25 protein-coding genes and 1 tRNA gene are annotated in these 23484 nt (G+C 55.8%); 8 read left to right on the top strand and 18 right to left on the bottom strand.

Annotated features, from left to right (window positions below; genetic code table 11):
- The first annotated feature begins 47 nt into the window (after positions 1-47).
- On the top strand, positions 48-353 hold the full coding sequence (locus tag ACYZT9_RS17380) for a hypothetical protein (protein WP_047227866.1): 306 nt from the start codon (positions 48-50) through the stop codon (positions 351-353).
- Between the two features lie 338 nt (positions 354-691).
- Here ACYZT9_RS17380 and ACYZT9_RS17385 read toward each other — a convergent pair whose 3' ends face one another.
- From ACYZT9_RS17385 to ACYZT9_RS17395, 3 genes are all read right to left on the bottom strand, one after another.
- Positions 692-1669, bottom strand: a complete 978-nt coding sequence (locus tag ACYZT9_RS17385) for a hypothetical protein (RefSeq protein WP_462006648.1) — start codon at positions 1667-1669, stop codon at positions 692-694.
- An 81-nt stretch (positions 1670-1750) separates the two neighbouring features.
- Positions 1751-2113 carry a hypothetical protein gene (locus ACYZT9_RS17390; RefSeq protein ID WP_230682624.1) on the bottom strand — a complete coding sequence of 121 codons (363 nt, stop codon included), beginning with the start codon at positions 2111-2113 and terminating at the stop codon, positions 1751-1753.
- Positions 2114-2187: 74 nt separating this feature from the next.
- A complete protein-coding gene (locus ACYZT9_RS17395; protein ID WP_047227863.1) occupies positions 2188-3069 on the bottom strand; it encodes a hypothetical protein in 882 nt (293 codons plus the stop codon).
- Positions 3070-3169: 100 nt separating this feature from the next.
- On the opposite strand from ACYZT9_RS17395, the gene ACYZT9_RS17400 reads away from it, so the two are divergent.
- From ACYZT9_RS17400 to ACYZT9_RS17415, 4 genes are all read left to right on the top strand, one after another.
- Complete coding sequence (locus tag ACYZT9_RS17400; RefSeq protein WP_462006649.1) at positions 3170-4243, top strand: helix-turn-helix transcriptional regulator; 1074 nt, start codon at positions 3170-3172, stop codon at positions 4241-4243.
- A 241-nt stretch (positions 4244-4484) separates the two neighbouring features.
- Positions 4485-6287, top strand: a complete 1803-nt coding sequence (locus ACYZT9_RS17405) for a DUF262 domain-containing protein (RefSeq protein WP_462006650.1) — start codon at positions 4485-4487, stop codon at positions 6285-6287.
- Positions 6284-8557 (top strand): DUF262 domain-containing protein, encoded by a 2274-nt coding sequence (locus ACYZT9_RS17410; RefSeq protein ID WP_047227861.1) that lies wholly within the window; start codon positions 6284-6286, stop codon positions 8555-8557. The genes ACYZT9_RS17405 and ACYZT9_RS17410 overlap by 4 nt, the downstream gene beginning before the upstream one ends.
- 586 nt (positions 8558-9143) lie before the next feature.
- Positions 9144-9473 (top strand): hypothetical protein, encoded by a 330-nt coding sequence (locus ACYZT9_RS17415; protein ID WP_137806499.1) that lies wholly within the window; start codon positions 9144-9146, stop codon positions 9471-9473.
- A 665-nt stretch (positions 9474-10138) separates the two neighbouring features.
- Here the strand turns inward: ACYZT9_RS17415 and ACYZT9_RS17420 are convergent.
- From ACYZT9_RS17420 to thrS, 9 genes are all read right to left on the bottom strand, one after another.
- A tRNA-Pro gene (locus ACYZT9_RS17420) sits at positions 10139-10215 on the bottom strand.
- 89 nt (positions 10216-10304) lie between these two features.
- Positions 10305-10661, bottom strand: a complete 357-nt coding sequence (locus tag ACYZT9_RS17425; RefSeq protein ID WP_003179985.1) for a MerR family transcriptional regulator — start codon at positions 10659-10661, stop codon at positions 10305-10307.
- Positions 10642-10944 carry an integration host factor subunit alpha gene (gene ihfA, locus ACYZT9_RS17430; RefSeq protein WP_002553164.1) on the bottom strand — a complete coding sequence of 101 codons (303 nt, stop codon included), beginning with the start codon at positions 10942-10944 and terminating at the stop codon, positions 10642-10644. The genes ACYZT9_RS17425 and ihfA overlap by 20 nt, the downstream gene beginning before the upstream one ends.
- 3 nt (positions 10945-10947) lie before the next feature.
- Positions 10948-13329: a phenylalanine--tRNA ligase subunit beta gene (gene pheT, locus ACYZT9_RS17435; RefSeq protein WP_462006651.1), complete on the bottom strand. Its 2382-nt coding sequence runs from the start codon at positions 13327-13329 to the stop codon at positions 10948-10950.
- A 26-nt stretch (positions 13330-13355) separates the two neighbouring features.
- Positions 13356-14372 carry a phenylalanine--tRNA ligase subunit alpha gene (gene pheS / locus ACYZT9_RS17440; RefSeq protein ID WP_007905876.1) on the bottom strand — a complete coding sequence of 339 codons (1017 nt, stop codon included), beginning with the start codon at positions 14370-14372 and terminating at the stop codon, positions 13356-13358.
- 109 nt (positions 14373-14481) lie between these two features.
- Positions 14482-14838, bottom strand: a complete 357-nt coding sequence (rplT, locus tag ACYZT9_RS17445; protein WP_007905879.1) for a 50S ribosomal protein L20 — start codon at positions 14836-14838, stop codon at positions 14482-14484.
- A gap of 28 nt (positions 14839-14866) precedes the next feature.
- A complete protein-coding gene (gene rpmI / locus ACYZT9_RS17450; protein ID WP_002553160.1) occupies positions 14867-15061 on the bottom strand; it encodes a 50S ribosomal protein L35 in 195 nt (64 codons plus the stop codon).
- A 60-nt stretch (positions 15062-15121) separates the two neighbouring features.
- Positions 15122-15673 (bottom strand): translation initiation factor IF-3, encoded by a 552-nt coding sequence (gene infC / locus ACYZT9_RS17455; RefSeq protein WP_176469887.1) that lies wholly within the window; start codon positions 15671-15673, stop codon positions 15122-15124.
- A complete protein-coding gene (thrS, locus tag ACYZT9_RS17460; protein WP_462006652.1) occupies positions 15673-17595 on the bottom strand; it encodes a threonine--tRNA ligase in 1923 nt (640 codons plus the stop codon). Before thrS ends, infC begins: the two co-directional genes overlap by 1 nt.
- Positions 17596-17968: 373 nt before the next feature.
- Here thrS and ACYZT9_RS17465 point away from each other — a divergent pair, with 373 nt between their 5' ends.
- Positions 17969-18271, top strand: a complete 303-nt coding sequence (locus ACYZT9_RS17465; RefSeq protein ID WP_462006653.1) for a hypothetical protein — start codon at positions 17969-17971, stop codon at positions 18269-18271.
- Between the two features lie 291 nt (positions 18272-18562).
- Positions 18563-18775, top strand: a complete 213-nt coding sequence (locus ACYZT9_RS17470; protein WP_003179963.1) for a cold-shock protein — start codon at positions 18563-18565, stop codon at positions 18773-18775.
- A gap of 72 nt (positions 18776-18847) precedes the next feature.
- On the opposite strand, the gene ACYZT9_RS17475 is transcribed toward ACYZT9_RS17470, so the two are convergent.
- Positions 18848-19168, bottom strand: coding sequence for an I78 family peptidase inhibitor (locus ACYZT9_RS17475; RefSeq protein ID WP_462006654.1), 321 nt, complete (start codon positions 19166-19168; stop codon positions 18848-18850).
- 164 nt (positions 19169-19332) lie between these two features.
- A complete protein-coding gene (locus ACYZT9_RS17480; RefSeq protein WP_462006655.1) occupies positions 19333-19638 on the bottom strand; it encodes a hypothetical protein in 306 nt (101 codons plus the stop codon).
- A 132-nt stretch (positions 19639-19770) separates the two neighbouring features.
- Here ACYZT9_RS17480 and ACYZT9_RS17485 point away from each other — a divergent pair, with 132 nt between their 5' ends.
- On the top strand, positions 19771-19983 hold the full coding sequence (locus tag ACYZT9_RS17485) for a hypothetical protein (RefSeq protein ID WP_462006656.1): 213 nt from the start codon (positions 19771-19773) through the stop codon (positions 19981-19983).
- Positions 19984-20014: 31 nt separating this feature from the next.
- On the opposite strand, the gene ACYZT9_RS17490 is transcribed toward ACYZT9_RS17485, so the two are convergent.
- From ACYZT9_RS17490 to ACYZT9_RS17505, 4 genes are read right to left on the bottom strand one after another with little or no spacing between them, the layout of a single operon-like run.
- Positions 20015-21043: a nucleoside hydrolase gene (locus ACYZT9_RS17490; RefSeq protein ID WP_462006657.1), complete on the bottom strand. Its 1029-nt coding sequence runs from the start codon at positions 21041-21043 to the stop codon at positions 20015-20017.
- Between the two features lie 43 nt (positions 21044-21086).
- On the bottom strand, positions 21087-21491 hold the full coding sequence (rbsD, locus tag ACYZT9_RS17495; RefSeq protein WP_462006658.1) for a D-ribose pyranase: 405 nt from the start codon (positions 21489-21491) through the stop codon (positions 21087-21089).
- Positions 21488-22405 (bottom strand): ribokinase, encoded by a 918-nt coding sequence (gene rbsK / locus ACYZT9_RS17500; RefSeq protein ID WP_462006659.1) that lies wholly within the window; start codon positions 22403-22405, stop codon positions 21488-21490. The genes rbsD and rbsK overlap by 4 nt, the downstream gene beginning before the upstream one ends.
- 52 nt (positions 22406-22457) lie before the next feature.
- A complete protein-coding gene (locus ACYZT9_RS17505; protein ID WP_462006660.1) occupies positions 22458-23483 on the bottom strand; it encodes a LacI family DNA-binding transcriptional regulator in 1026 nt (341 codons plus the stop codon).
- Position 23484: the final 1 nt, after the last annotated feature.

A 23484-nucleotide genomic window follows, 5' to 3' on the forward strand; every position in this document is an offset into this window, starting at 1 on the left:
ACGGCGGTCGGGTTGATCTCGGCCGCCGACATCACAAGGAAAAAAGCATGACGCTGTATGAATCAATCCTGCTGGAAGTGCGCAACGGTGCGCTGAGCGAACCCTTTGAAGTGCAGGAACTGACTAGCGAACGTCGTCGGGTCATGTGCTCTATAGAGCAGAAGCTGGTTGAAAAATATCGTATCGGATTCGAGTTCTTTATGGAATCGACGATCGGGACGACCATCGCCAACTACGCGCAGGACGAGCAGACGGGAGCCGGCGGCTACAATGTCGAACAGGGTGCTGAAGCAAAGTACCTGCGAGTCAAGCCTGGCGTATACAAAGTAAAAGAACTGAATGGTCCGCTATAGCCGCCAGGCAAAGTTTCAGGCTCAGGACTAACCAAATAATCGCTTTACTTTCGCCACGGCCACTTCCAGGGCCGTGGCTTGTTCCATATTTACATCCCGACTTTTACAACGCGGGCAAACCTCAGGACAGTCTTCGAATCGCAAGACATCACTGAGCGGGATAACCGTTTGGCTCCAGCCACAATCTTTGCAACGCATGGTGAAAGGACGCACTGGCCTGACCATAGAAACTCCTCAATCTGTTGGCACTTATTCCAGACTACAGCGTGGTGCGACAAGATGAGTCGTTAGCCGAAATCAGATCCGAGCCTAGCGATGCCGTTCATTGACAGGATGTCTTAGAAACCTCGAGCAATATGGCTTCGCGTCCATAGATGCCGGCAGTCCTTGCACTCGAAATCCTGACTCACCTCATGGTCCGTCACGGTCACCTGCCGCGACTTGCGCTGCCCTGTCAATCTGTCGATGACAAGACGCTCCACGGATCGGACTTGATAAACCGCCTCATGAGAGCGGACCATCTTTATCGCTCTATGGTGACAACTGGGGCACTCTTTGTTTTTCTGGTGTTCGATCCAAAGGATCTGAAGATGGGGAATTAGCCAGCTTGAGGCGCTGAGCACTCCAGCGATGATCAACTGGTCCGCCGACTTGGCCGAGAACATGATGATCTCGAACGCGCCAAGCACGCACAGCCCACCAAAAAAACTGCCCCAGAGTACAGCCCAGAACAGTCGATACCTGCACAATTGCCGATAGCGCGACTCGCGGCTGGCAATCTGTTCAGCGAACGTTGTGTCTTCTGTCCGTACGGCTATGCCACTGACGGCTGACAAATACTCGTCACCATCGAAAGCGTTGTTATAGAACTGCTGAGCCTGCAACTGTAGCTGGGCACAAAACTCGTCCGGAAGAACCGTGTGCTCATTTTTCTCGTCAGATTGAAGCTTGAGCTTCAGTACTTTGGCATCACACAGGCAGCGAAGAACCTTTTGAGATGGCTCGATGAAAAACATACCGATGTCGAAGAAGCTACTCCCTCGAAATTCGCTGCTTCTGCCTGTCAGGTACTTCAACTCGATCCGTCGACCATCGACCAACAAGGTCAATTGAGAGGGCAGCCAGCCGCCCGAGCGCGAGGTCTTGATCTCAACATCAAGAATCATGCGGTCTGAAGCAGGACGAATATTGCGGCGCCACGAGAAGGTGATTTCATTCTTGCCAGAACGATACCGGCAGTGACGCAGGTGCTGAATCGTGGTGAGACCATCGAACTCATCTCGTTCGACGGACACAAAATCGGACTTGATGTCCATCAAGACACCCCTTGCTGACTGATACACTGTTGATGTTCGTTAAACACCGCATCCGTATTGAATACTGGGCTGCCGGGTGTTTTACGGTCCTGTGTCCGGTTTCTTGGCGCGTGCCTTTGCCAGCATCTCGTCCAGTTGAGCCAGCAAATCATCTGCGCTGATCTCTACAAATTCCCCGCATGATGCGGCCAAGATCTTCTCGGCAAATTCAGCGCTGTACTCCGGGTGAGGGTAGTCCGGGTCAGTTTTATCGATTGCGGTGAAGCACCACTCGCCGCCCACTTCCTGGCCCATAAGGCTATCGGCCTCCTGCAGGCCAAATAGCGTGGATTGATACTTCGCATCACAAAGATTTGGGTATGCCTGCATCACGGCCTTTCTCAAGTCACCAGCACTGATGCCGTCAGCGGCGAGCTGCATAATCAAAGCCTGCAACGGATTCATGTCACGCATCCTGCACCTCACTCATTCAGAATGACCTCCCCGTCAAGCAACGGGAGGAAGTTGTCGATCAGGCCTTAAGCCGCTAAAGCTAGACGCTGATCACCCAGGTCGTAGCCAATCATGAAGAGTGCAGCCTCCAGGGCACGCAGCGGGTCATTCGGAGTGGGCACCAAATGGAAGGGGCTGCCGGCGGCGCTTGGATGCGCCAGGACCGCACTCAGCACCCAACTGGCGCGCATATTCCACATTGCGTGATGATGGCCTGAGCGCAAGACCTTGAACTTGAGCCCGCCGGTACCAGGGTCGCGGCGCTTGGGAGCGAGCGTATTCTCTCCTTCCTTGGCAGCGGCCCAAGGGAAGCACAGCCCTTCAGGAACCTTGGACAATCCGTATGCAAGGCAATACTTTACGACCATCCAGCCCAGACCTGCGGCAACGCGGCTGTCGTAGATGATGAAGTCTTTGCAGAGCAAGGAGTACACCTTGGTCATCCCAGAGTTGAAACGAAGGTTTTTCGAACGCAAGACAGGTGCCTGGCTGTCGCCGGCGACTATCGCAGCTCGTACGTCTTGCAACATGCGGCCAAGCCCGACCTCATTCTTCTTCAGCCAATCCACATTGTGGGCAGTCACACCGCCCCAGCGCATCACGTCGGCGGTTGCATCAAGAGTGCGTGAGTCGCTCCCGCAAGCATTCACCAAGTCCTGACGCAGGGCAGATAAAGCGATACCGTTGCTGCTGGAGCAAACCCCTGGATTGAAGCCTAAGCGGGAATTACCCGGATGGTTCCAATGGTAGTTTTCGAAGGCGTTGTACAGGCTGCTGCACGACCATTTCTCATTAGTCTTGCGATTGACGTATTGATGATTAAAGTGCGCTTGCGAATCGAGATCAGAGGCCAGCCAGCTGATGAACTCAGAAACACCAGGAAGGGCTAGATAGGTTTGGTTGTTCATGAAATGCTCCTGTGGGCTGATACATGTAGTCGCAGGATTGCTTGTCAGCCAGTACATAGTCCCAGCAGATAAACCCACTTTTTGTCCCTGAGCTTCAGCAATGATAAATCATCACCGACGCCGTACCGCTTTGCGCAAAATTCTTCAACGCGAAGGCAAGTCCCTGTCGACGGCGGATATCCACACTGAACTATGTCGGTGGTTCAATGATTTCAGCCTCCATGTAAAAACCACACTGCGCGACCTCGAGGCTCTGACCGAAGCCGAGTTGGTAACTCAGGGTGAAACCGGCTCAGATAAGAAATCAAAATATTGGAAAACCGGTCGGGGCAGCTTCGACTTGACGCTCTCTCCCACAGAGGCAATGACGCTGGCCGCTATTTTCGACCACGCAGAGCGCTTCGGCTTCCCACCACATACGGAACAACTGACCAAGCTACGCGAATACGCAACCACGGAAATAACCAAGCACTCCAAGCGGACTGTCGCCTGGACGCAGCGAATCACTTCGGGGACCCGTTTTACGCTGCTCAAACCCGGTAAATATGACCCTGCGCATCTCGACCTTATCCAAGGGGCGATTCTGGACGATGCTTCGCTTGAGGTGACCTACCTTCCAAGAGACGCCGGCGGCGTTGAGTGCATTTACCTACTTAAACCCTTGGCACTTTCCTATCAGGATTCAAACGTCTATCTGTCTGCCTACGTGCTCGAGGAGCAGTGGCCGCAGTCGGATCCACCCGCGCCAGACACCTCCCGCGGCAAGTACAGCAGTAACGGCCCCAAGTCGATGTGCGCCCTCATGCTGCATCGAATGGTAGAGGTCAAGACGAGTTGGCAGAAAATACCTGGCCCGGCCAGCTACGACGTCAACTCCTTTGAGGCCCAAAAGCACCTCATGACGATACACGGCGAAAGTCCCATCCAACTCAAACTACGTCTTAGCCCCAACCTGCAAAATCGGCTTACCGAGAACCCGCTGGCTGAAGACCAGGTTGTAGTGCAATACGCCGACGACCGATGGGACTTGAGCTGCACCCTCCACGACACCCAAGGCTTGCGCCTGTTCCTGCTCAGTAATGCTGGCGACATTGAAGTGCTCGCCCCTCCAGTAATACGAGCACACGTGCGCGAAACGCTTCGTCGAGCTGCGAGTGTATACGCGGGCGATTAATTGCTCGGACCGCAGATCCGATGCAATTGCGTAAGTGCATTGGACATGACTACCCCAACGTGCTGCCACTGACCAGACATAGGCATTCGCGATGTCGGGTGGACGCCTGGAAGGCTGAGTTTCATGGATTTTGCCCATCCGCCAGTCAAAATGATGGCAATGAGCCTCATTGGGTGATTGAATCCACGCGAAGCGCCAAACATCCCATGCCTACCCAGCACCCGATTCGAGATCGTAAATCATGGAAGAACTTTGCTTGGACTCACACAGTGTCGATTTGACCGCAGCAACGCTGGCTAGCAAATTCGTAGGCGATATTTCTGGTGTTTTCAGGGTGCCTGGATACCAACGTGGCTACCGTTGGGACACAACGGATGTGGACCGCCTGCTGAACGACATCTGGCAGGCGTTGAAAACCGCAGAACTGGACCAGCCCTATAACCTACAGCCCATTGTGGTCAAACAGCACTCACGAGGCTCTACGGTGCAGACATGTCAATGGGAATTGGTCGATGGGCAGCAGCGCTTGACCACGATCTACCTGATACTGCTCTACATGCATAAAACGGGTTTGAACAAGGCCCCGCTGCCCTATTCACTGCACTACGAAACCCGCCCAGGGAGCGCAACATTTCTCGAAAGGCTCGGCGATGAGGAGCTGGACGACTACGACAGCAACATCGATTACTTCCACTTGCACAGGGCGTACCGCTGTATTGGCAAGTGGTTCGATGCCCACGGCGCTCGCATTCAATTCGCGGCTAACAAATTCTATGAAGCGCTGTTCGAGAAAGTAGCGGTGATCTGGTACCAAGCCCCTCAGGACATGGATGCCACGGCCCTGTTCACTCGATTGAACGTCGGCAGGATACCGCTGACGGACGCGGAGTTGGTCAAAGCGTTGCTACTGTCCAGGATCAAGGTCAAGCATGCCCATCGAGCCGCCGAGGTCGCCAGCCAATGGGACATCATCGAGCGCGATCTCCATGCTCCCGAGCTGTGGGGTTTCATCTGTGGCAATTCGCCGAAGGTTGCCGACCGCTACCCAACCAGGATCAGCCTTTTGCTCGATTCCCTGGTACCCGGCAGCCAGTCACGCAATTCAACGCGCTACCATACCTTCGAGTCTCTGCGGCAGGATATCGAAGCCGACCCTCTAGCATTCTGGCTGCAGGTTCTCAACCTTCATGACCTGATGCTTGGCTGGTTCAACAACCGCAACCTGTTTCATAAGGTGGGTTATCTGGTACTCACAGGGATGGACTTCGGAGAACTGGCTCGCTTGTCCGCAAATCAAAGCAAGCGTCAATTCGAACAGGACCTGGATCACCGCATCAGAAAGTCGTTGGACCTCAAGGCTTCGGACGTGGAAGCGCTCAGCTATGACGACCGAAAGGACTACGACAAGTTGCTGCACCTGCTGTTACTGGTGAATGTCGAAACCATGCGCCGGGTGCCACACGCCAACCAACGCTTCCCCTTCCACATGCACACCGATACTGCATGGTCGCTGGAGCACATCCATGCGCAGGATGCCGAGAACCTGACCAAGGCCGAACAATGGCAAACCTGGTTAAGGCTGCATTTGACCGCGCTCAATGAGCTGGCTCCCAATACCGTCCCGCAACAGTCGCAGCTGCTGGAGGATCTAAAGATAGCGCTTGAGCAGGTCGGCACTGCGCAGAACTTCGGCAATACCTTTCAAGACTTGGCCAGTCGTGTCGTCGCCGCTTTCAATGCGCCCGACGAGCAGACTGCCTCCGCTCATGGCCTGCATTCCATCGCCAACCTAGCCCTGCTGTCGAGGTCGGACAACAGCCTGTTGAGCAACGCGGTGTTCGAGGCCAAGCGGCAAATGCTACTGGATGTAGACCGCAAGGGAGGCTACATACCGGTCTGCACGCGCAATGTCTTCCTCAAGTACTACACCCCGGCGAACGCGCACCAGAACCATTTCTGGGGCCCACAGGATCGCAATCATTACCTCGATACAATCCTCGAGATCGCAAAGCCCTATTTCCTGAACGAAGAGAAAATGGCATGAACCACACGCTCACGTCGTACATTTCACTCTTCGACAATAACTTGCATGCAACTCATGGAATCCGAAGAATCGAAATTCCGCTGATCCAGCGCGATTATGCACAAGGCCGCCATGGTGCATCGGTGGAGCGAATCCGCAAGGACTTCGTCGATGCCTTACATGATGCCGTCATGCATGACGACCGCCCTATTAGCCTGGATTTCATCTATGGCGATGTCGTGGACGGCACCCTCTACCCCTTGGATGGCCAACAGCGCCTGACCACGCTGTTCCTGCTGCACTGGTACCTGAGCTGGCAGGCCGGCGAACCCATCGAAGGGCAAGCATGGCGCAACTTTACCTACGCCACCCGCGCCAGTGCCCGTCAGTTCTGCGAGGCATTGGCCAACTATCGACCACCCGCCAGCGAAACCGACCTGAAGGGTTGGGTTGTCGATCAGCCTTGGTACTTTCACGGCTGGCAACATGACTCCAGTATCCGCGCCATGCTAGTCATGCTGCAGGCGCTGGAACAGCGCTTTGCCGGCGCCAGCAGCGAAGCATTCGCTGCTGCCTGGGAACGTCTTGCCGCGACCGACCATCCGGCAATTAGCTTCCACCTACTGCCGGTGGTGAAGAACAAGCTCAATGACGACCTCTATATCAAGATGAACTCTCGCGGCAAGCCGCTGACACCGTTCGAAAACTTCAAAGCGCATTTCGAGACGCTGCTCAAAAGCGCTTGTCCTGCACAAGCCGACGATTTCGCACACAGGGTTGATACCGTGTGGACGGATGTCATCTGGGATTACAAGGACGCTGATCAGCTTATTGATGATCAATTCATGCGCTACTTCCGTTTTGTGTTTGACCTTTGCGCCTGGCGCGAGGGCAATCGCACCGACAGCAAGGCTAGCCTCGATCAATTGGCACAAAGCCTGTTTGCCAGCGACCAAGCGAAGGCGGTCGAGCACCTGAACTTCCTGTTCGCAGCCTTCGATGTCTGGGTCAAACTGGACACGAGGAATGCCTTTAACAGCTGGCTGCGTACAGCCGACGCTCGATCCTCATCTGCCCTGCTGCTGTTCAATCCTCTGCGCTCCCAGCCCGACCAGAGCCGCATCGACCTCTTCGGTGGTTGCTGCCGGCATTACGGGGATGCCGAGTGGAGTCAATCTCATAGCCTTCTGCTCTACGCAGTGCTATTGCATCGCATGCACAAAACCGCTGATTTCCCTGAACAGTTACGTGTCGTGCGCAACCTGATCGAAGCGTCCGGTGGCGGTGAAATGCGCGCACAGAACATGCCCGCCTTATTGGAAGATGTGCGCCGTGTCATCGTCGACGGAACCCTGGACGGCGTATCGACCTTCAATCAGAAGCAGATAGCGAACGAAAAGGACAAGATCAGCTTCCTTGCCGCCCACCCGTCGCTGCGCGAAGTGGTCTACCGACTGGAAGACAACATCGTGCTGCACGGCGCACTGGCCGTGTTTGACCTCGACCCAGCCCAGGACCCTGCAATTTTTGCCCAACGTGCCTTAGCGTTTCTCACCTTGTTCGAAGATGTGCACTGTTGGCCACAGTTGACCGGCGCACTTCTCTCGCTGGGCGATTATTCGCGCAAGCAGGATCGTTATGGCGGCTACCGTTTTTTCGATTTCGGCTCGCCGCGCAGCGAAGCAGTCTGGCGAGATCTGCTTGCGAACAGAAAAAGTCCCGAGTTGGTACAACCCCTTACCCAACTACTCGATCAGGTCGCGCAAAGCGGTAACGATCTCGCCGTGCTCAAAGAGATTCAGCAGGCGTTCCTCGCCGCGTGCGAACGCGACCATGTGCTGGACTGGCGTTATTACCTGGTCAAGTACCCGCGCATGCGTGAAGGTAACTCGGGCCGCTATGCCATCAGCCAACGTGGCTACAGCATCTGCATGCTGAACTTGACAGTCATGCGCAGTTACTACCGCGACCCCTATCTCTCGGCGGTGGCGACCACGAGCGGCTTGAAGATTCCAGACAACAACCTCTGGTTTATTGGATACGAAACCCTGCGTCGCTGGCTGGAACGAACGGGTGGTACTGTCGCCATCGAAAGTGTCGACGATGGCTGGAAACTCGAAAACTTACCTGACGACCCTGAACTCGTACGGAATATGGAGGACTTACGCGCAAGCTTCGACATCGGCAGTGACCAGATATATCGAGTGCCACAGGAAAACGGCATAGATGCTACTGACCGGATCATGCTGGGTGCCAAGTTGCTCCTTGCACTGGATGAGCTCGGTCTCTAGCGGCAGGATCGGCTCAAGGGTTAGCCGGTTTCTGATTAGTAAGATTGTTGACGATGGTTGTCCAAATGTCTGCTTTGCCAAAAGCCGACATCTGCCCCCGACTGATCAGGGACAGAGCAAGTGGACTTTCCGCACCGGAGATTCATTGGTCACGTTGGTGCTATAACGTAGCAATGTTGCTAGGGGCCTCCCGCCCCATTACTAATGAGGATAGATTGATGACCTGGCCCACGAAGCAACGTCCCCTGCGCGGTAGAGCAGCCCTGACTCAATCAGGGGTTTGAAATGTAGGTAACGTCATTGCACAGCTCGCCGTTGCAGCCCTCAGCTAATGGAATTCCAAACAGTATTCCAGCATAAAAATATTAAATTTCCCTTTTAAATCAACAACATGAAACACAAGATCAAATTACCCCGGCCCATCAATTCAACGGTGGGTTGGCGCCAGCTCAGGCCGAGAAAAACTTAACGTCATGTCCGGAATTAGCTGACCACTACAAACCGGCTTGAGTACCAGTTTTCGAAATACTGGCTTGACCCATTGATTCACCATTACAATTCCACTCTAACCAAGGAGTGAAATCGGATGGCGTTTTACATCGAAGGTATGGGTGAGGCTGTGATTAGCCTTCAAAATGAGGAGTTTCGAGTTGACTCCGACACCTTGAAGCAAGGTGATACTGTTCAGACAAGTCAACAAGCCTATGATGAGGACGACGTCGACTTCGAAACTTCGTTCTTCGCTATATCGCGGGGTGAAAACACCGAAGCAAAGCAGCTCTTCACATGGAGGGTGGAGTACACCCAACACTTCAGCACTGGCAAGCTATTTATTAACGCCACTGAATGTGTAACTCCAGGCGCGCTAATGATAAAAGACCTCGGCTTCAGTGTAGCCGTAGATGAAAATGAGTAATTAAAAGGAAGTTTGCACCGGGCGCTTTACTTTAAGCGCCCATAGCCTCAGCCATTACATGCACTTACGATGGATGGGCGCACAGCTACATCGAGTCTATTCAATGTGACGAGCTTCGAGAAAGCTTACTTTGCCAGTCGCTTCGAGCTTTGCCTGACTACCCAGTTCGGGCCTGCCTCCGAACACCAGAAAAATCGACCTCCCACAACGCTCATCATGCGACGATCTCCGCTCAAGCAATGCAACGTGATGGGTTCGCGCTTGCGCCGCCTCCTGAGACCATCTGACTGGCTCCACCCACCCTCACTGCTGCTACAGGTACGGGAACTCTGCCAGATGCAGGACGAAAACACCCACCGTAAGCAGTTGGTGATCGGCCTCGCCCTAATTTGTCATATCCTTCTGGTGGTGATCAGAAAAAATCTGAAGACAGCTAGTCGTGTCGATGTCAGCTAGCGCCCTCCAAGAGAAAATTCGCGAAAAGGAAAAGATCGCAGCCAATACAATCAGAACTGATCAGCCTTGACAGGTTTCAACGCGACGAAGCCCCGAATGGCACTTTAAGAGCTTTTTGCTAACGGTGACCCAACGGTGACCAAAATGACCAAAGCCCAGAAACAACAAAACCCGATCGTCTCCGAACCGGGCTAAGTCATTGAATTATATGGTCGGGACGGAGTGATTCGAACACTCGACCCCTAGCACCCCATGCTAGTGCGCTACCGGACTGCGCTACGCCCCGACTAGGCGTGAAACTCGCTCTTCATCTCGAAGAACGCTCAAGAATATATCGCAAGCTTTTGAAAACTGGAAGTATTCAAACGCATGAATTTATTTCTTGAGCACCACCAGCACATCTTCCAGCTCGGCAATCATCTGCCGAATCATCTGTTTGTATTGTGTGGTGTCGTCTTTGGCTTCATCGCCGGACAAACGCAAGCGTGCGCCGCCGATGGTGAACCCTTGATCGTAAAGAAGCGCGCGGATCTGCCGGATCATCAGCACGTCCTGTCGCTGATAATACCGGCGGTTTCCGCGCCGTTTGACGGGGTTGAGTTGAGGAAACTCCTGCTCCCAATAGCGCAGCACGTGCGGTTTTACCGCACACAGCTCGCTTACCTCACCAATGGTGAAGTAGCGTTTGCCTGGGATGACGGGTAGCTCGTCGTTATGACTTGGTTCCAGCATAAGCCTCAACTCGGGCCTTCAACTTCTGCCCTGGACGAAAGGTGACCACACGGCGAGCCGTGATCGGGATTTCTTCACCCGTTTTCGGATTGCGGCCAGGCCGCTGGCGTTTGTCCCGAAGGTCGAAATTGCCGAAACCGGACAATTTGACTTGTTCGTTGTCTTCGAGAGCGTGCCTGATTTCTTCAAAAAACAGTTCGACCAATTCCTTGGCCTCCCGTTTATTCAGGCCCAGCTCTTCATACAGACGTTCCGCCATCTCAGCTTTCGTCAGAGCCCCCATACGTCACTTCCTTAACGTGGCGTTCAACCTTTGTTCGAGCGAGGTGAGGATGTTTTGCGTCGTGGTATTCACCTCATCGTCATTAAGAGTGCGCGATGGATGCTGCCAGGTCAAGCCAACTGCAAGGCTTTTTCTATCAGGATCAATGCCTTTACCCTGATACACGTCAAATAGCCTGAGGTCTGTGAGCCATTCGCCTGCATTTTCACGGATTACGTCCAGTACGGCACTGGCTGCAACGCCGGTATCGGCTATCAGTGCCAAGTCACGACGCACTTCAGGAAAGCGCGATAACTCCTGGAATTTCGGCATTTTGCCCAACGCCACTTCGGCCAGAACCAGCTCGAAGACGAAGACCGGTCGGTCAAGACCGAGGGTTTTCGACAATTCGGGGTGAATTGCGCCAACGAAGCCGACCAACCGACCTTCACGTTCGATGCGCGCGGTTTGACCCGGGTGCAACGCAGGGTGTTTGCCCGGCCCGAATGTGAACGAATCCAGTGCACCGGCAAAGCCCAGCACCGCTTCCACATCGGCTTTAACGTCGAAGAAATCCACGACATCGCGACCTTGTGCCCAACCTTCCGGCAGACGGCTACCGCAAACAACGCCGGCCAGCATCGACTCTTGCTTCAAGCCATCCAGCTGTCCAACAAAACGCAGACCGCTTTCGAACAGACGGACGCGATCCTGCTGACGATTCAGGTTGTGTTGAAGCGCCTTAACCAGACCTGGCCACAGGGACGAGCGCATGGCCGCCATGTCGTTCGAGATCGGGTTAGCCAGCAGCAGCGGCTCGACACCCGGATTAAACAACTCGAATTGTTTCGGATCGATGAAGCTGTAGGTAATCGCTTCCTGATAACCACGGGCTACCAGCAGGCGGCGCAGTTCCGGCAGGTCGCTACGCGCTTCTGCCTTGGCTTGCGGCGCCAGACGGGCTTGCGGGTAACGAACCGGCAGACGGTTGTAGCCATACAGGCGCGCCAGCTCTTCGATCAGGTCAACTTCGAGGCTGATGTCGAAGCGATGGCTTGGCACTTCAACCCGCCACTGCCCTGCCCCGTCGGCAGAAACGGTCAGGCCCAAAGCGTTGAGCAGACGCTCGACTTCGGCCGAATCCATTTCCAGACCCAGCATCTGGGTGATGCGTTGCGCGCGCAGAGTCACCGGCGCAATCGAAGGCAGGTGCTGTTCGCTGACGGTTTCGATGACCGGACCAGCTTCGCCACCCGTGATTTCCAGCAGCAGGCCAGTGGCGCGCTCCATGGCTTCACGGGCCAGTTGCCAATCCACGCCACGCTCGTAGCGGTGCGAGGCGTCGGTGTGCAAGCCGTAGGAACGGGCCTTGCCAGCGACGGCAATCTGATCGAAGAACGCGCTTTCAAGGAAAATATCGCGGGTGGTCGCGGTGTTGACGCCGCTGTGCTCACCGCCCATGACGCCGGCTATTGCCAGAGCACGGGTGTGGTCGGCAATCACCAATGTATCGCTACGCAGGCTGACTTCCTGACCGTCGAGCAGCACCAGCTTCTCGCCTTCTTCGGCCATGCGCACACGGATGCCGCCATTGATTTCGGCGAGATCGAACGCATGCAGCGGCTGGCCCAGTTCCAGCATCACGTAGTTGGTGATGTCGACGGCAGCGTCGATGCTGCGCACGTCAGCACGACGCAGACGCTCGACCATCCACAACGGGGACGGTTTGGACAGGTCAACGTTACGGATCACACGACCCAGGTAACGCGGGCAGGCGGCAGGCGCCAGCACTTCAACCAAACGCACTTCATCGTGCACGGCTGGAACGGTAGCAACGACTGGACGCGTGACTTTGGCGTCGTAGAGCGCGCCGACTTCACGAGCCAGACCCGCCAGGGACAGGCAGTCGCCGCGGTTCGGGGTCAGGTCGACCTCGATGCTGGCGTCGTCCAGTTGCAAATATTCACGGATGTCCTGACCAACCGGCGCATCGGCCGGCAACTCCATCAGGCCATCGTTGCCTTCGCCGACTTGCAGCTCGGCTTGCGAGCACAGCATGCCGTTGGACTCGACGCCACGCAGCTTGGCTTTCTTGATTTTGAAGTCGCCGGGCAATTCGGCACCGATCATGGCGAACGGAATCTTCAGGCCCGGGCGCACGTTTGGCGCGCCGCAGACAACCTGAAAAGTTTCCGAGCCATTGCTGACCTGGCAAACACGCAACTTGTCCGCGTCCGGGTGTTGCTCGGTGCTCAGCACTTCGCCAACGATCACACCGGTGAATTCGCCGGCGGCCGGCGTAACGCTATCGACCTCAAGGCCGGCCATCGACAGACGAGCAACCAGCTCATCGCGACTTACCTGCGGGCTTACCCAGCCGCGCAGCCATTGTTCACTGAATTTCATCCTGCTCTCCTAAGAATTCGTTACGACTAGCGAAATTGCGCGAGGAACCGCAAGTCGTTGTCGAAGAACAGACGCAAGTCGTTCACGCCGTAACGCAGCATGGCCAGACGCTCAACGCCCATGCCGAAGGCAAAGCCCGAAAACTCTTCCGGGTCGATCCCGGACATGCGCAGCACGTTCGGGTGAACCATGCCGCAGCCCATGACTTCCAGCCAGCCAGTCTGTTTGCAGACACGGCAGCCTTTGCCGCTGCACATCACGCATTCCATGTCGACTTCAGCGGATGGCTCGGTGAACGGGAAATACGAAGGGCGGAAACGCACGGCCAGTTCTTTTTCGAAGAACACGCGCAGGAACTCTTCGATGGTGCCTTTCAGGTCGGCGAAGTTGATATCGCGATCGACCAGCAGGCCTTCGACCTGGTGAAACATCGGCGAGTGGGTGATATCGGAGTCGCTACGGTAAACACGGCCGGGGCAGACAATACGGATCGGCGGCTGTTTCGATTCCATGGTGCGGACCTGTACCGGCGAGGTATGGGTGCGCAGCAACATGTTGGCATTGAAATAGAAGGTGTCATGCATCGACCGGGCCGGGTGATGGCCAGGGATGTTGAGCGCTTCGAAGTTGTGGTAATCGTCTTCGACCTCAGGGCCTTCGGCGATGCCGTAGCCGATGTGGGTGAAGAACTGTTCGATACGTTCCAGAGTACGAGTAACCGGATGCAGACCACCCGAGGTCTGGCCACGGCCAGGCAGGGTCACGTCAATGGACTCGGCAGACAGTTTGGCGGCCAGGTCGGCCTCTTCAAACAGAGCCTTGCGGGCATTGAGAACCTCTGTGACACGCTCCTTGGCGACGTTGATCAGGGCGCCGACTTGCGGACGCTCTTCTGCCGGCAAATTCCCCAGGGTCTTCATCACCTGAGTCAATTCACCCTTTTTGCCAAGGTAGTGAACCCGGATTTGCTCCAGGGCATTGATATCTTCAGCGCTTTGCACAGCCTCTAATGCTTGAGAGACGAGCGCATCCAGGTTTTCCATGTACAGACTCCAGATACAAAATAGGGGAAGAGCTTGAAGGCTCTTCCCCTATTTATGACGTTTAACACCTGGCCCCACAGAGGTGAGGCCGGGTGACTGTCGGGGGTACTTAAGCCAAGGTGGCTTTAGCTTTCTCGACAATCGCAGCAAACGCCGCTTTTTCGTTCACTGCCAGATCAGCCAGAACCTTACGGTCGATCTCGATGGACGCTTTTTTCAGGCCGGCGATGAAACGGCTGTAGGACAGACCGTTGATACGTGCACCAGCGTTGATACGAGCGATCCACAGAGCGCGGAACTGACGTTTTTTCTGACGACGGTCACGGTAGGCGTATTGGCCTGCCTTGATTACCGCTTGCTTGGCAACACGGAATACGCGCGAGCGAGCGCCGTAGTAGCCTTTAGCAAGTTTCAGAATTTTTTTGTGACGTTTACGGGCAATGACGCCACGCTTTACACGAGCCATGAGTTACTTCCTCTATTCTTGACTAAAATTAACGAAGGCGCAGCATGCGCTCGACTTTTGCCACGTCAGACGGATGCAGCAAGCTGCTACCGCGCAGTTGACGCTTACGCTTGGTCGACATTTTAGTCAGGATGTGGCTCTTGAAAGCGTGCTTGTGCTTGATACCGTTAGCAGTTTTCAGAAACCGCTTAGCAGCACCACTTTTCGTTTTCATTTTTGGCATGTTCGGATACTCCGCATTCAGTTGATAAACATAATCAGAAGGCCTGCCGTGCCCTGTTGATTACTTCTTCTTTTTCGGGGCGATGACCATGATCAGCTGGCGTCCTTCCATCTTAGGATGCTGTTCGACCGAACCGTACTCGAGCAAGTCACCTTCAACTCGCTTGAGGAGTTCCATCCCCAGCTCCTGGTGGGCCATCTCACGGCCGCGGAATCGCAAGGATACCTTGGCCCTGTCCCCATCACTCAGGAAACGTACCAGGTTGCGCAGTTTTACCTGGTAATCCCCTTCCTCCGTCCCTGGACGAAACTTGATTTCTTTAACCTGAATCTGCTTCTGGTTTTTCTTGGCCGCGGCAACCTGTTTCTTCTTCTCGAAGATCGATTTGCCGTAGTCCATCAGTTTGCAAACAGGGGGTACTGCATCGGCGGAAATTTCCACCAGATCCAGTTTGGCCTCTTCAGCCTTAAGAAGCGCGTCTTCAATTGACACAATCCCAAGCTGTTCACCTTCAGCCCCAATTAACCGAACCTCGCGTGCCGAGATATTCTCGTTGATCGGGGCTTTCGGTGCAGCTCGTTTATCTTGTCTCATTTCACGCTTAATAGTAATTACTCCGAATCTGGGCGACCACGCCGGGAAACCGCTTGCGCGAGAAACTCAGCGAACTGGGCGACGGGCATCGAGCCCAGGTCAGCACCTTCACGAGTACGCACAGCGACAGTCTGCATCTCGACTTCCCGATCTCCGATAACCAAGAGATAGGGAACCTTGAGCAAAGTATGCTCGCGGATTTTAAAGCCGATCTTTTCATTTCTCAAGTCAGACTTGGCACGAAATCCGCTTTCGTTGAGAGTTTTTTCAACCTCGGCGGCAAAATCGGCCTGTTTGTCAGTGATGTTCATGATCACTGCCTGGGTCGGAGCCAGCCACGCAGGGAATGCACCCTCGTAGTGCTCGATCAGGATGCCGACGAAACGTTCGAAGGATCCGAGGATCGCCCGGTGCAACATGACCGGGTGCTTGCGACTGTTGTCTTCGGAGACGTATTCAGCTCCCAGACGGACAGGCAGGTTAAAATCGAGCTGCAGGGTACCACACTGCCAGACGCGGCCGAGGCAATCTTTCAGCGAGAACTCGATCTTCGGGCCGTAGAACGCCCCCTCGCCCGGCTGCAGATCGTACGGCAGGCCAGCGCTGTCAAGGGCTGCAGCCAATGCTGCTTCAGCGCGATCCCACAATTCGTCGGAACCGACGCGTTTTTCCGGACGAGTGGACAGCTTCATCTCGACGTCTTTGAAGCCGAAGTCGGCATAGACGTCCATGGTCAGCTTGATGAACGCGGCAGATTCGGCCTGCATCTGCTCTTCGGTGCAGAAGATGTGGGCGTCATCCTGAGTGAACGCACGCACACGCATGATGCCGTGTAGCGCACCCGATGGCTCGTTACGGTGGCAAGCACCGAATTCGGCCAGGCGCATCGGTAGCTCGCGGTAGCTTTTCAGACCCTGATTGAACACTTGCACGTGGCAAGGGCAGTTCATTGGTTTGATGGCGTAGTCGCGGTTTTCCGACTGAGTGGTGAACATGTTGTCGGCGTAGTTGGCCCAGTGCCCGGACTTCTCCCACAGGCTACGGTCAACGACCTGCGGAGTCTTGATCTCCAGATAGCCGTTGTCACGCTGAACCTTGCGCATGTACTGCTCGAGCACCTGATACAAAGTCCAACCGTTCGGGTGCCAGAACACCATGCCCGGCGACTCTTCCTGGGTGTGGAACAGGCCCAGGCGTTTGCCGATCTTGCGGTGATCGCGCTTTTCAGCTTCTTCGATGCGCTGGATATAAGCAGCCAGCTGCTTTTTGTCAGCCCACGCGGTGCCGTAAACGCGCTGCAATTGCTCGTTCTTCGCATCGCCACGCCAGTAGGCGCCGGACAACTTGGTCAGCTTGAAGGATTTCAGGAAACGCGTGTTCGGCACGTGCGGGCCGCGGCACATGTCGACGTATTCTTCGTGATAGTACAGGCCCATGGCCTGCTCGTTCGGCATGTCCTCGACCAGGCGCAGCTTGTAGTCTTCGCCGCGGGCCTTGAACACTTCGATCACTTCGGCGCGCGGAGTGACTTTCTTGATCACGTCGTAATCTTTTTCGATCAGCTGCTGCATGCGCTGTTCGATGGCGGCCAGGTCGTCCGGGGTGAAGGGACGTTCGAAAGCGATGTCGTAATAGAAGCCTTCGTCGATGACCGGGCCGATGACCATTTTGGCGGTCGGGTACAGCTGTTTGACCGCGTGGCCAATCAGGTGGGCGCAAGAGTGGCGAATGATCTCCAGCCCCTCTTCATCCTTTGGCGTAATGATTTGCAGCGTAGCGTCGGCGCTGATGATGTCACTGGCGTCGACCAGCTTGCCATCGACCTTGCCGGCCACGGTGGCCTTGGCCAGACCGGCACCAATAGATGCGGCGACCTCGGCTACGGAAACCGGGTGATCGAATGAACGTTGACTGCCGTCGGGAAGAGTAATAGTTGGCATGGCGCCTCCTCTCCTAGTGGTGACCCCTACCAAAGGTCACGTGGGTTGGGATGAGCCAGTACAAGATCCGGTCCAGGCCATTCAATGACGAACGCCTGCCTTACAGCGGCAGGAGCCTTGCGGCCAACCGGAAAACCGAACCAGAGTGACTGGGATTCAAATCAGGGTTATTCGAACATCTGCCGCTACCGTGACTGAAGGTCATCCGGAGCTTGCAAATACCCGAGCGGGGCATGCTAGCACAGATGAACGGTCGTCGCCGTGCCGGGTTATCTGCGGGGGCAGACCAGGTGTTTTTATGCCAGAGTGCTGAACTTGAACCTTGCTTTACCCCTCAGATAAAAAGACATTGACCCACAAGGAGCATCCCAGCATGCATCTGAATCGTTTGTTCGCAGTCATCGCCCCCATCGTCCTGCTGCTGCCACTGGCCGCCCATGCCGATTGGCCGAAGGGCGAGCGCGAGAAATACATGGCTCAGTGCACCCAGGCAGCCACCCCACAGATCGGCGCTGCTGCTGCCAAATCTCACTGCGCTTGTGGTGCCGATGCAATCAAATCGTACCCGGCCAGCGACATTCAAGCACTGATGGACAACAAGGCCAGTGACGCACTGAAGCAAAAAGCACTGACCCAGATTGCGGCATGCAAGGCCGATAACAAGGCGAAAAAATAAGCTCGATAGAATGCGTTGAAGGCTGCATCAATCGATGAAAATCCCCTGAAAAGCGCTTTTTCGTACAATTTATGCAGGAATTACAGCTTTTTTTATCGTCTTTACTTTCGGCTGAAAGCCTTTTAAATCGGGGCTTTCAGCCATAATGAGCAACAAAGAACGCATGACTGTAGGGCAAACAGCACGTCCGGGGGGCTCCCAAAGCGAACATTTCGACTATGATACCCCGGTGTGCCCAGTTGGCCTGAGCAACACAGTACTGAAAAAATATATGTTTCTTGGAGATACACCATGTCTAATCGCCAAACCGGCACCGTTAAGTGGTTCAACGATGAAAAAGGCTTCGGCTTCATCACTCCTCAAGGTGGCGGTGACGACCTGTTCGTACACTTCAAAGCTATCGAAAGCGACGGTTTCAAAAGCCTGAAAGAAGGCCAGACTGTTTCCTTCGTGGCTGAGAAAGGCCAAAAGGGTATGCAAGCTGCTCAAGTTCGCCCAGAGTAATTTCCAGGCGCACTAAAAAAACCCCGTCCATGTGACGGGGTTTTTTATGGGTGAAGCAAAAGCCTGACAGTATCAGCCGCAGTTGATACGCGTGATCACCAGCTTGTCATCGGTGTTCAGGTTCAGGCGATCAGAGCGGTACTCCAGGGTCACCATATCGCTAGGCTTGAGGATGCGTGCATTCTGCGCGCCGGCACGAATGCGCGCCTGCTCCAGCAGTTCGGGCGAAGCCTTTTTGCCAAGGGTGAATTCGGCAGCCTTTGCTTCGCAACGGCTGTGACCGGAATCAGTCGTCGTGACAGGGTCTGCTGCGGATTCGGTGGACGTACTGCTGCAGCCTGCCAGCAGACTAGCGGCCAACAAAGTACCCAATGACGCGAGCTTCCAAGGCATGAAGCCTCCTTTTTTCAATAGTTGAGCTGAGATCGTGCGACTGCCAATCTTGTGTTTGGTTTTACAGGCAGCGCTTCCACCCTGCCCTCGATCCGGAAATCGGCGAGTTTGCCTGAGCATTGCCAGCCGTTCATCCATCAATCGTGACTGAATATGAACAGCACTCAATAAATGTCGATGTAGTCGAACGGTGGTGTCGGCCAGTTCTCTTTCAGCGCATTGAAGATCTGCATCACCCAAACCTCGTCACTGGCCGCGACCAATCCCACGTACCCGGAGCCCTTGGCCCATGTTTCCAGACGGAACAGCAGGCCGTCGATATCGGTGCCGCCCACGACGCCCGATGAAATGTAAGCGATGCCACGCTTGGTGACCCGCAACTGAGTGTGCTCATCATCGCTCGCACTGGCCAGTAGCTGACGCACCGCTTCAAGGGTCAAGCCGTCAGGAGTGTTCAAATCGATCTGCACAGCGCTGTCCTTGAAAACTTCATTAAAGACCAAGTGTCGCATAGCCCTTCTCTCATGCCTAAGTCGGAGTGCCAAACGTCCGGCAAAATGGTTAACTCGCACTCAGACTTTCCCGAATTCACGAGCGCCACCATGACCACCGTAAGCATCGACGCCGACATCAAAGCCAAATGGCCCCAAGGTCATAGCTCCTACAGCCCGGGCAGCCCGGAAGAATTGGCAATCATTGGTATCGATCTATTGGTCAAGGAGCTGGGAACTGAAGCGGCGCAGTCCTTCATCGCGCAGGTGTTCGAAAAGTACCCCACCGACTACAAAGGCGTTGAATACAACGAAAGGGAGTAAACCCGCAGGCTGGCACCTGCGGGTGTGACACTTACTTCAGGCGCGCCAGACGTTGGGTCAGCAGGTCGAAGAAACCCTGAGCGTCGCCGCTTTCAACCCAGAAAGCATTCTTCGGCGCTTTCAGGCCGTCATACCAGTCGACGATGGTTTGGCCAAAAGTCGGGCCCTCGCGACTATCAATCACCACGTTGACCGAACGACCGGTGAACAGGTCTGGCTTGAGCAGGTAGGCAATGACCGTAGCGTCATGCACCGGACCTCCCGGAAGACCGTAGTGCTCCATGTCGCCTTTGACGTATTCGTTGAGAATATCGCCTACCAGCTTGCTGGCATTGTTGTTCAGTGCGGCGATCTGCTTCAGGCGTACTTCGCTGGTGAGGACCTTGTGTGTGACGTCCAACGGTAGATAGGTCAGCTTGACGCCACTTCTCAGCACCACTTCCGCAGCTTGCGGGTCAGCGAACAGGTTGAACTCGGCCACTGGCGTGATATTGCCGCCATTGAAGTGCGCACCGCCCATGATCACCACTTCCTTGATGCCCTGCACGATTCCAGGCTCCTGGATCAGTGCCAGAGCCAGGTTGGTTTGCGGGCCGAGCATGGCGATGGTGATGCTGTGAGGCTTGGCGGCTTTCAAGGTATCGATCAGGTAATTGACCGCATTGTCCTTGGCCAGGCCTTTCTTCGGCTCATGCACAGCGACAACCGACAGGCCTTCCTTGCCATGGATGTTCTCGGCATAGATCGGCGTGCGCATCAGCGGCTTCGGCGCGCCGGCATACACCGGCACCTCTTCGCGCCCTGCCCACTCACGGGCCAGCCGCGCATTGCGCGAGGTCTTGTCCAGACGCACGTTGCCGGCGACGGTGGTCAGCGCAAGGATGTTCAACTCTTCCGGCGACGCCAGGGCGAATAGAAGGGCCACCACGTCATCGGCACCTGGGTCCGTGTCGATGATCAAGTCGATCTTTTCCGCCGCCTGGGCGCCAGTTGCGGTAATCAGGGACAAAAGCAGCAGACTCCAGAGCAGATGGTGCAGTTTCTGAGCATAGCGGTGCATAGCGCACTCCTTGTGCGTGGGAAAGCAGAGAGACAACTTCGAATCAGAACGTTACCCCGGCCACCAGCACGATGTTGCAGTACGGCTGACATTCGCCTGTACGAACAATCGCCCGTGCCTGTCGGCTCAAGACCTTGAATTGATCATGACTGAGGAGCTCACGCTGCCCCAGCGCGCCTTCGGCAGTCAGCTCGTCCAGCGTGCAAAGCGAAGACGGTTGCTTGTCCAGAATTTCCTGGGCCAATACGTGGCTTTCGACCTCCATTTCGCTGAGCACGACCTTCAAGGTGCTGATGAAATCAGGAATGCCGTGGGTCAGGGCCAGATCGATCAGTTCGACGCCCGGCGGCACTGGCAGACCGGCATCGCCAATCACGACCATGTCGCCGTGCCCCAGGGAAGCGATCAGTCGCGACAACGCGACGTTGAGCAGAGGTGTCTTCTTCATGGTGCTTTAAAGGCCTGTACATCAGACAAATCAGGAATCGAGGGTTGCGCGCCAGCACGGGTCACAGACAGCGCGGCGGCCACCTGGCCGAAACGGATCGCATCGCCCTCTTTTTTGCCGGCCGCCAGCGCAGCGGCGAAACCACCGACAAAGGTGTCGCCAGCCGCCGTGGTATCGACAGCCTTAACTTTCGGTGCCGGAAAGTGTTTGAAGCTTTTACCATTGGCAAACAAAGAGCCCTGGGCGCCAAGGGTAATGATCACCTTGCCGGCGCCCATGGCGATCAGTTGGGTCGCTGCGGTTTCGGCGGTTGCCAGTGAGTCCACTGGCAATCCGCTCAGTGCCGAGGCTTCGCTCTCGTTCGGGATCAGGTAATCGATGGCCGCATACCAGTCGGGCGGCAGCGGACGACTGGCTGGCGCCGGGTTGAGAATCACGGTTTTGCCCAGCTCACGACCACGCTTGAGCGCATGTCCGACCGTGGCATCCGGGACTTCCAGCTGACAGATGATCACATCCGCTGCCTGCAACACCGTATCAAAACGATTAATCACGTCTGGCGTCAGCGCACCATTGGCACCGGCGACAATGACGATCGCGTTCTGGCTGTTGTCATCGACCACAATCAACGCCACGCCGCTGGCACCGTCGACGGTGCTGACCGCCTGACAATCGATTCGGTCAGCCAACAACGCCCCGCGCAGTTCCTCGCCATAGGCGTCAGTCCCCACGCAACCGACCATCGACACTTGCGCACCCAACCGCGCAGCAGCAACTGCCTGATTCGCGCCCTTGCCGCCGGAGACCGTGGTAAATGAATCGCCGATCAGCGTTTCACCGCCACGGGGCAACCGCGACGCGCGGGTCACCAGGTCCATGTTCAAGCTGCCTATTACCACTACTGTTGCTGGCATACACGACTACTCATCAATTCTGTTTCAGCGGTACTTTTGGTTTAACGGCTTTCTATTTTCCACGGAAGTGGTCAAACACACCGGCCAGCGGCGCAGTCGATTCACGCAAGACAATACTGGGCGTCACGATCCGCTGATCGGTGGCCATATCCGGTGTGGCGATCCGGCGCAACAGCACGCCGGCCGCCATCTCGCCGAGCTGCAGGATCGACTGTCCCACGGTAGTCAGCGCCGGATAGACATAACGGCTCATCTGGATATCGTCGAAGCCGATCACCGACAGCTCGGACGGCACACGAATATTGCGCTCGGCGGCGGCTCGCAGCACGCCGATGCCGATCATGTCGTTGCCGGCAAAAATGGCGCTGGGCGGGTTCTTTTCGAGCAGGATTGCGGCGGCGCTATAACCACCGGTACTGGTGAAATCGCTTTCGAGCATGCGTTCGCGGGGCACTTCGACGCCCGCCTCTTTCAGCGCGCGGCAATAACCTGCCAGACGCATCTGCGCCACGCTGGTACTGGCCGGCCCGCCAATGGTGGCGATGTCCCGATGCCCCAATTCCAGAAGGTGCCGGGTCGCCAGATAAGCGCCGTACTCATGATCGATGCGCACCAGATCGGCATTCACCCCTTCCAGCCCGCGGTCGACGATGACCATCGGCGTACGCACGCCTGCCAGACCTTCAGCCAGCCCCGCATCACCACCGGCCGATGCCACGATCAACCCATCGATGCGCTTCTCCAGCAGCACGCGCAGGTAGCTGCGTTGCTTATCCGGGTTGTCGTCGGAGTTGCAGAGAATGACGCAATAGCCATTACGCTCGCAGTAATCCTCAATGCCGCGCGCCAGCTCGGCGAAGTACGGGTTGAGGCTGTTGGGCACCAGCAGGCCGATGGTCGCCGTGGTCTTGGCCTTCAATGAGCGAGCCACGGCGCTGGGCACGTAGTCGAGACTTTTGATGGCGGCCTCGACCTTTACCCGCACTTCCTCGCTGACCGGCCGGGTCTTGTTCACCACGTGGGAAACGGTGGTGTAGGAAATCCCCGCGAGCGCTGCCACATCCTTGATTGTTGCCATG

This window comes from Pseudomonas sp. ZT5P21, assembly GCF_054897785.1.

Coding starts and splice junctions, on each gene's coding strand:
- ACYZT9_RS17380 (WP_047227866.1), top strand. CDS start 48: ATGACGCTGTATGAATCAATCCTGCTGGAAGTGCGCAACGGTGCGCTG.
- ACYZT9_RS17385 (WP_462006648.1), bottom strand. CDS start 1,669: ATGGACATCAAGTCCGATTTTGTGTCCGTCGAACGAGATGAGTTCGAT.
- ACYZT9_RS17390 (WP_230682624.1), bottom strand. CDS start 2,113: ATGAATCCGTTGCAGGCTTTGATTATGCAGCTCGCCGCTGACGGCATC.
- ACYZT9_RS17395 (WP_047227863.1), bottom strand. CDS start 3,069: ATGAACAACCAAACCTATCTAGCCCTTCCTGGTGTTTCTGAGTTCATC.
- ACYZT9_RS17400 (WP_462006649.1), top strand. CDS start 3,170: ATGATAAATCATCACCGACGCCGTACCGCTTTGCGCAAAATTCTTCAA.
- ACYZT9_RS17405 (WP_462006650.1), top strand. CDS start 4,485: ATGGAAGAACTTTGCTTGGACTCACACAGTGTCGATTTGACCGCAGCA.
- ACYZT9_RS17410 (WP_047227861.1), top strand. CDS start 6,284: ATGAACCACACGCTCACGTCGTACATTTCACTCTTCGACAATAACTTG.
- ACYZT9_RS17415 (WP_137806499.1), top strand. CDS start 9,144: ATGGCGTTTTACATCGAAGGTATGGGTGAGGCTGTGATTAGCCTTCAA.
- ACYZT9_RS17425 (WP_003179985.1), bottom strand. CDS start 10,661: ATGCTGGAACCAAGTCATAACGACGAGCTACCCGTCATCCCAGGCAAA.
- ihfA (WP_002553164.1), bottom strand. CDS start 10,944: ATGGGGGCTCTGACGAAAGCTGAGATGGCGGAACGTCTGTATGAAGAG.
- pheT (WP_462006651.1), bottom strand. CDS start 13,329: ATGAAATTCAGTGAACAATGGCTGCGCGGCTGGGTAAGCCCGCAGGTA.
- pheS (WP_007905876.1), bottom strand. CDS start 14,372: ATGGAAAACCTGGATGCGCTCGTCTCTCAAGCATTAGAGGCTGTGCAA.
- rplT (WP_007905879.1), bottom strand. CDS start 14,838: ATGGCTCGTGTAAAGCGTGGCGTCATTGCCCGTAAACGTCACAAAAAA.
- rpmI (WP_002553160.1), bottom strand. CDS start 15,061: ATGCCAAAAATGAAAACGAAAAGTGGTGCTGCTAAGCGGTTTCTGAAA.
- thrS (WP_462006652.1), bottom strand. CDS start 17,595: ATGCCAACTATTACTCTTCCCGACGGCAGTCAACGTTCATTCGATCAC.
- ACYZT9_RS17465 (WP_462006653.1), top strand. CDS start 17,969: ATGCATCTGAATCGTTTGTTCGCAGTCATCGCCCCCATCGTCCTGCTG.
- ACYZT9_RS17470 (WP_003179963.1), top strand. CDS start 18,563: ATGTCTAATCGCCAAACCGGCACCGTTAAGTGGTTCAACGATGAAAAA.
- ACYZT9_RS17475 (WP_462006654.1), bottom strand. CDS start 19,168: ATGCCTTGGAAGCTCGCGTCATTGGGTACTTTGTTGGCCGCTAGTCTG.
- ACYZT9_RS17485 (WP_462006656.1), top strand. CDS start 19,771: ATGACCACCGTAAGCATCGACGCCGACATCAAAGCCAAATGGCCCCAA.
- ACYZT9_RS17490 (WP_462006657.1), bottom strand. CDS start 21,043: ATGCACCGCTATGCTCAGAAACTGCACCATCTGCTCTGGAGTCTGCTG.
- rbsD (WP_462006658.1), bottom strand. CDS start 21,491: ATGAAGAAGACACCTCTGCTCAACGTCGCGTTGTCGCGACTGATCGCT.
- rbsK (WP_462006659.1), bottom strand. CDS start 22,405: ATGCCAGCAACAGTAGTGGTAATAGGCAGCTTGAACATGGACCTGGTG.
- ACYZT9_RS17505 (WP_462006660.1), bottom strand. CDS start 23,483: ATGGCAACAATCAAGGATGTGGCAGCGCTCGCGGGGATTTCCTACACC.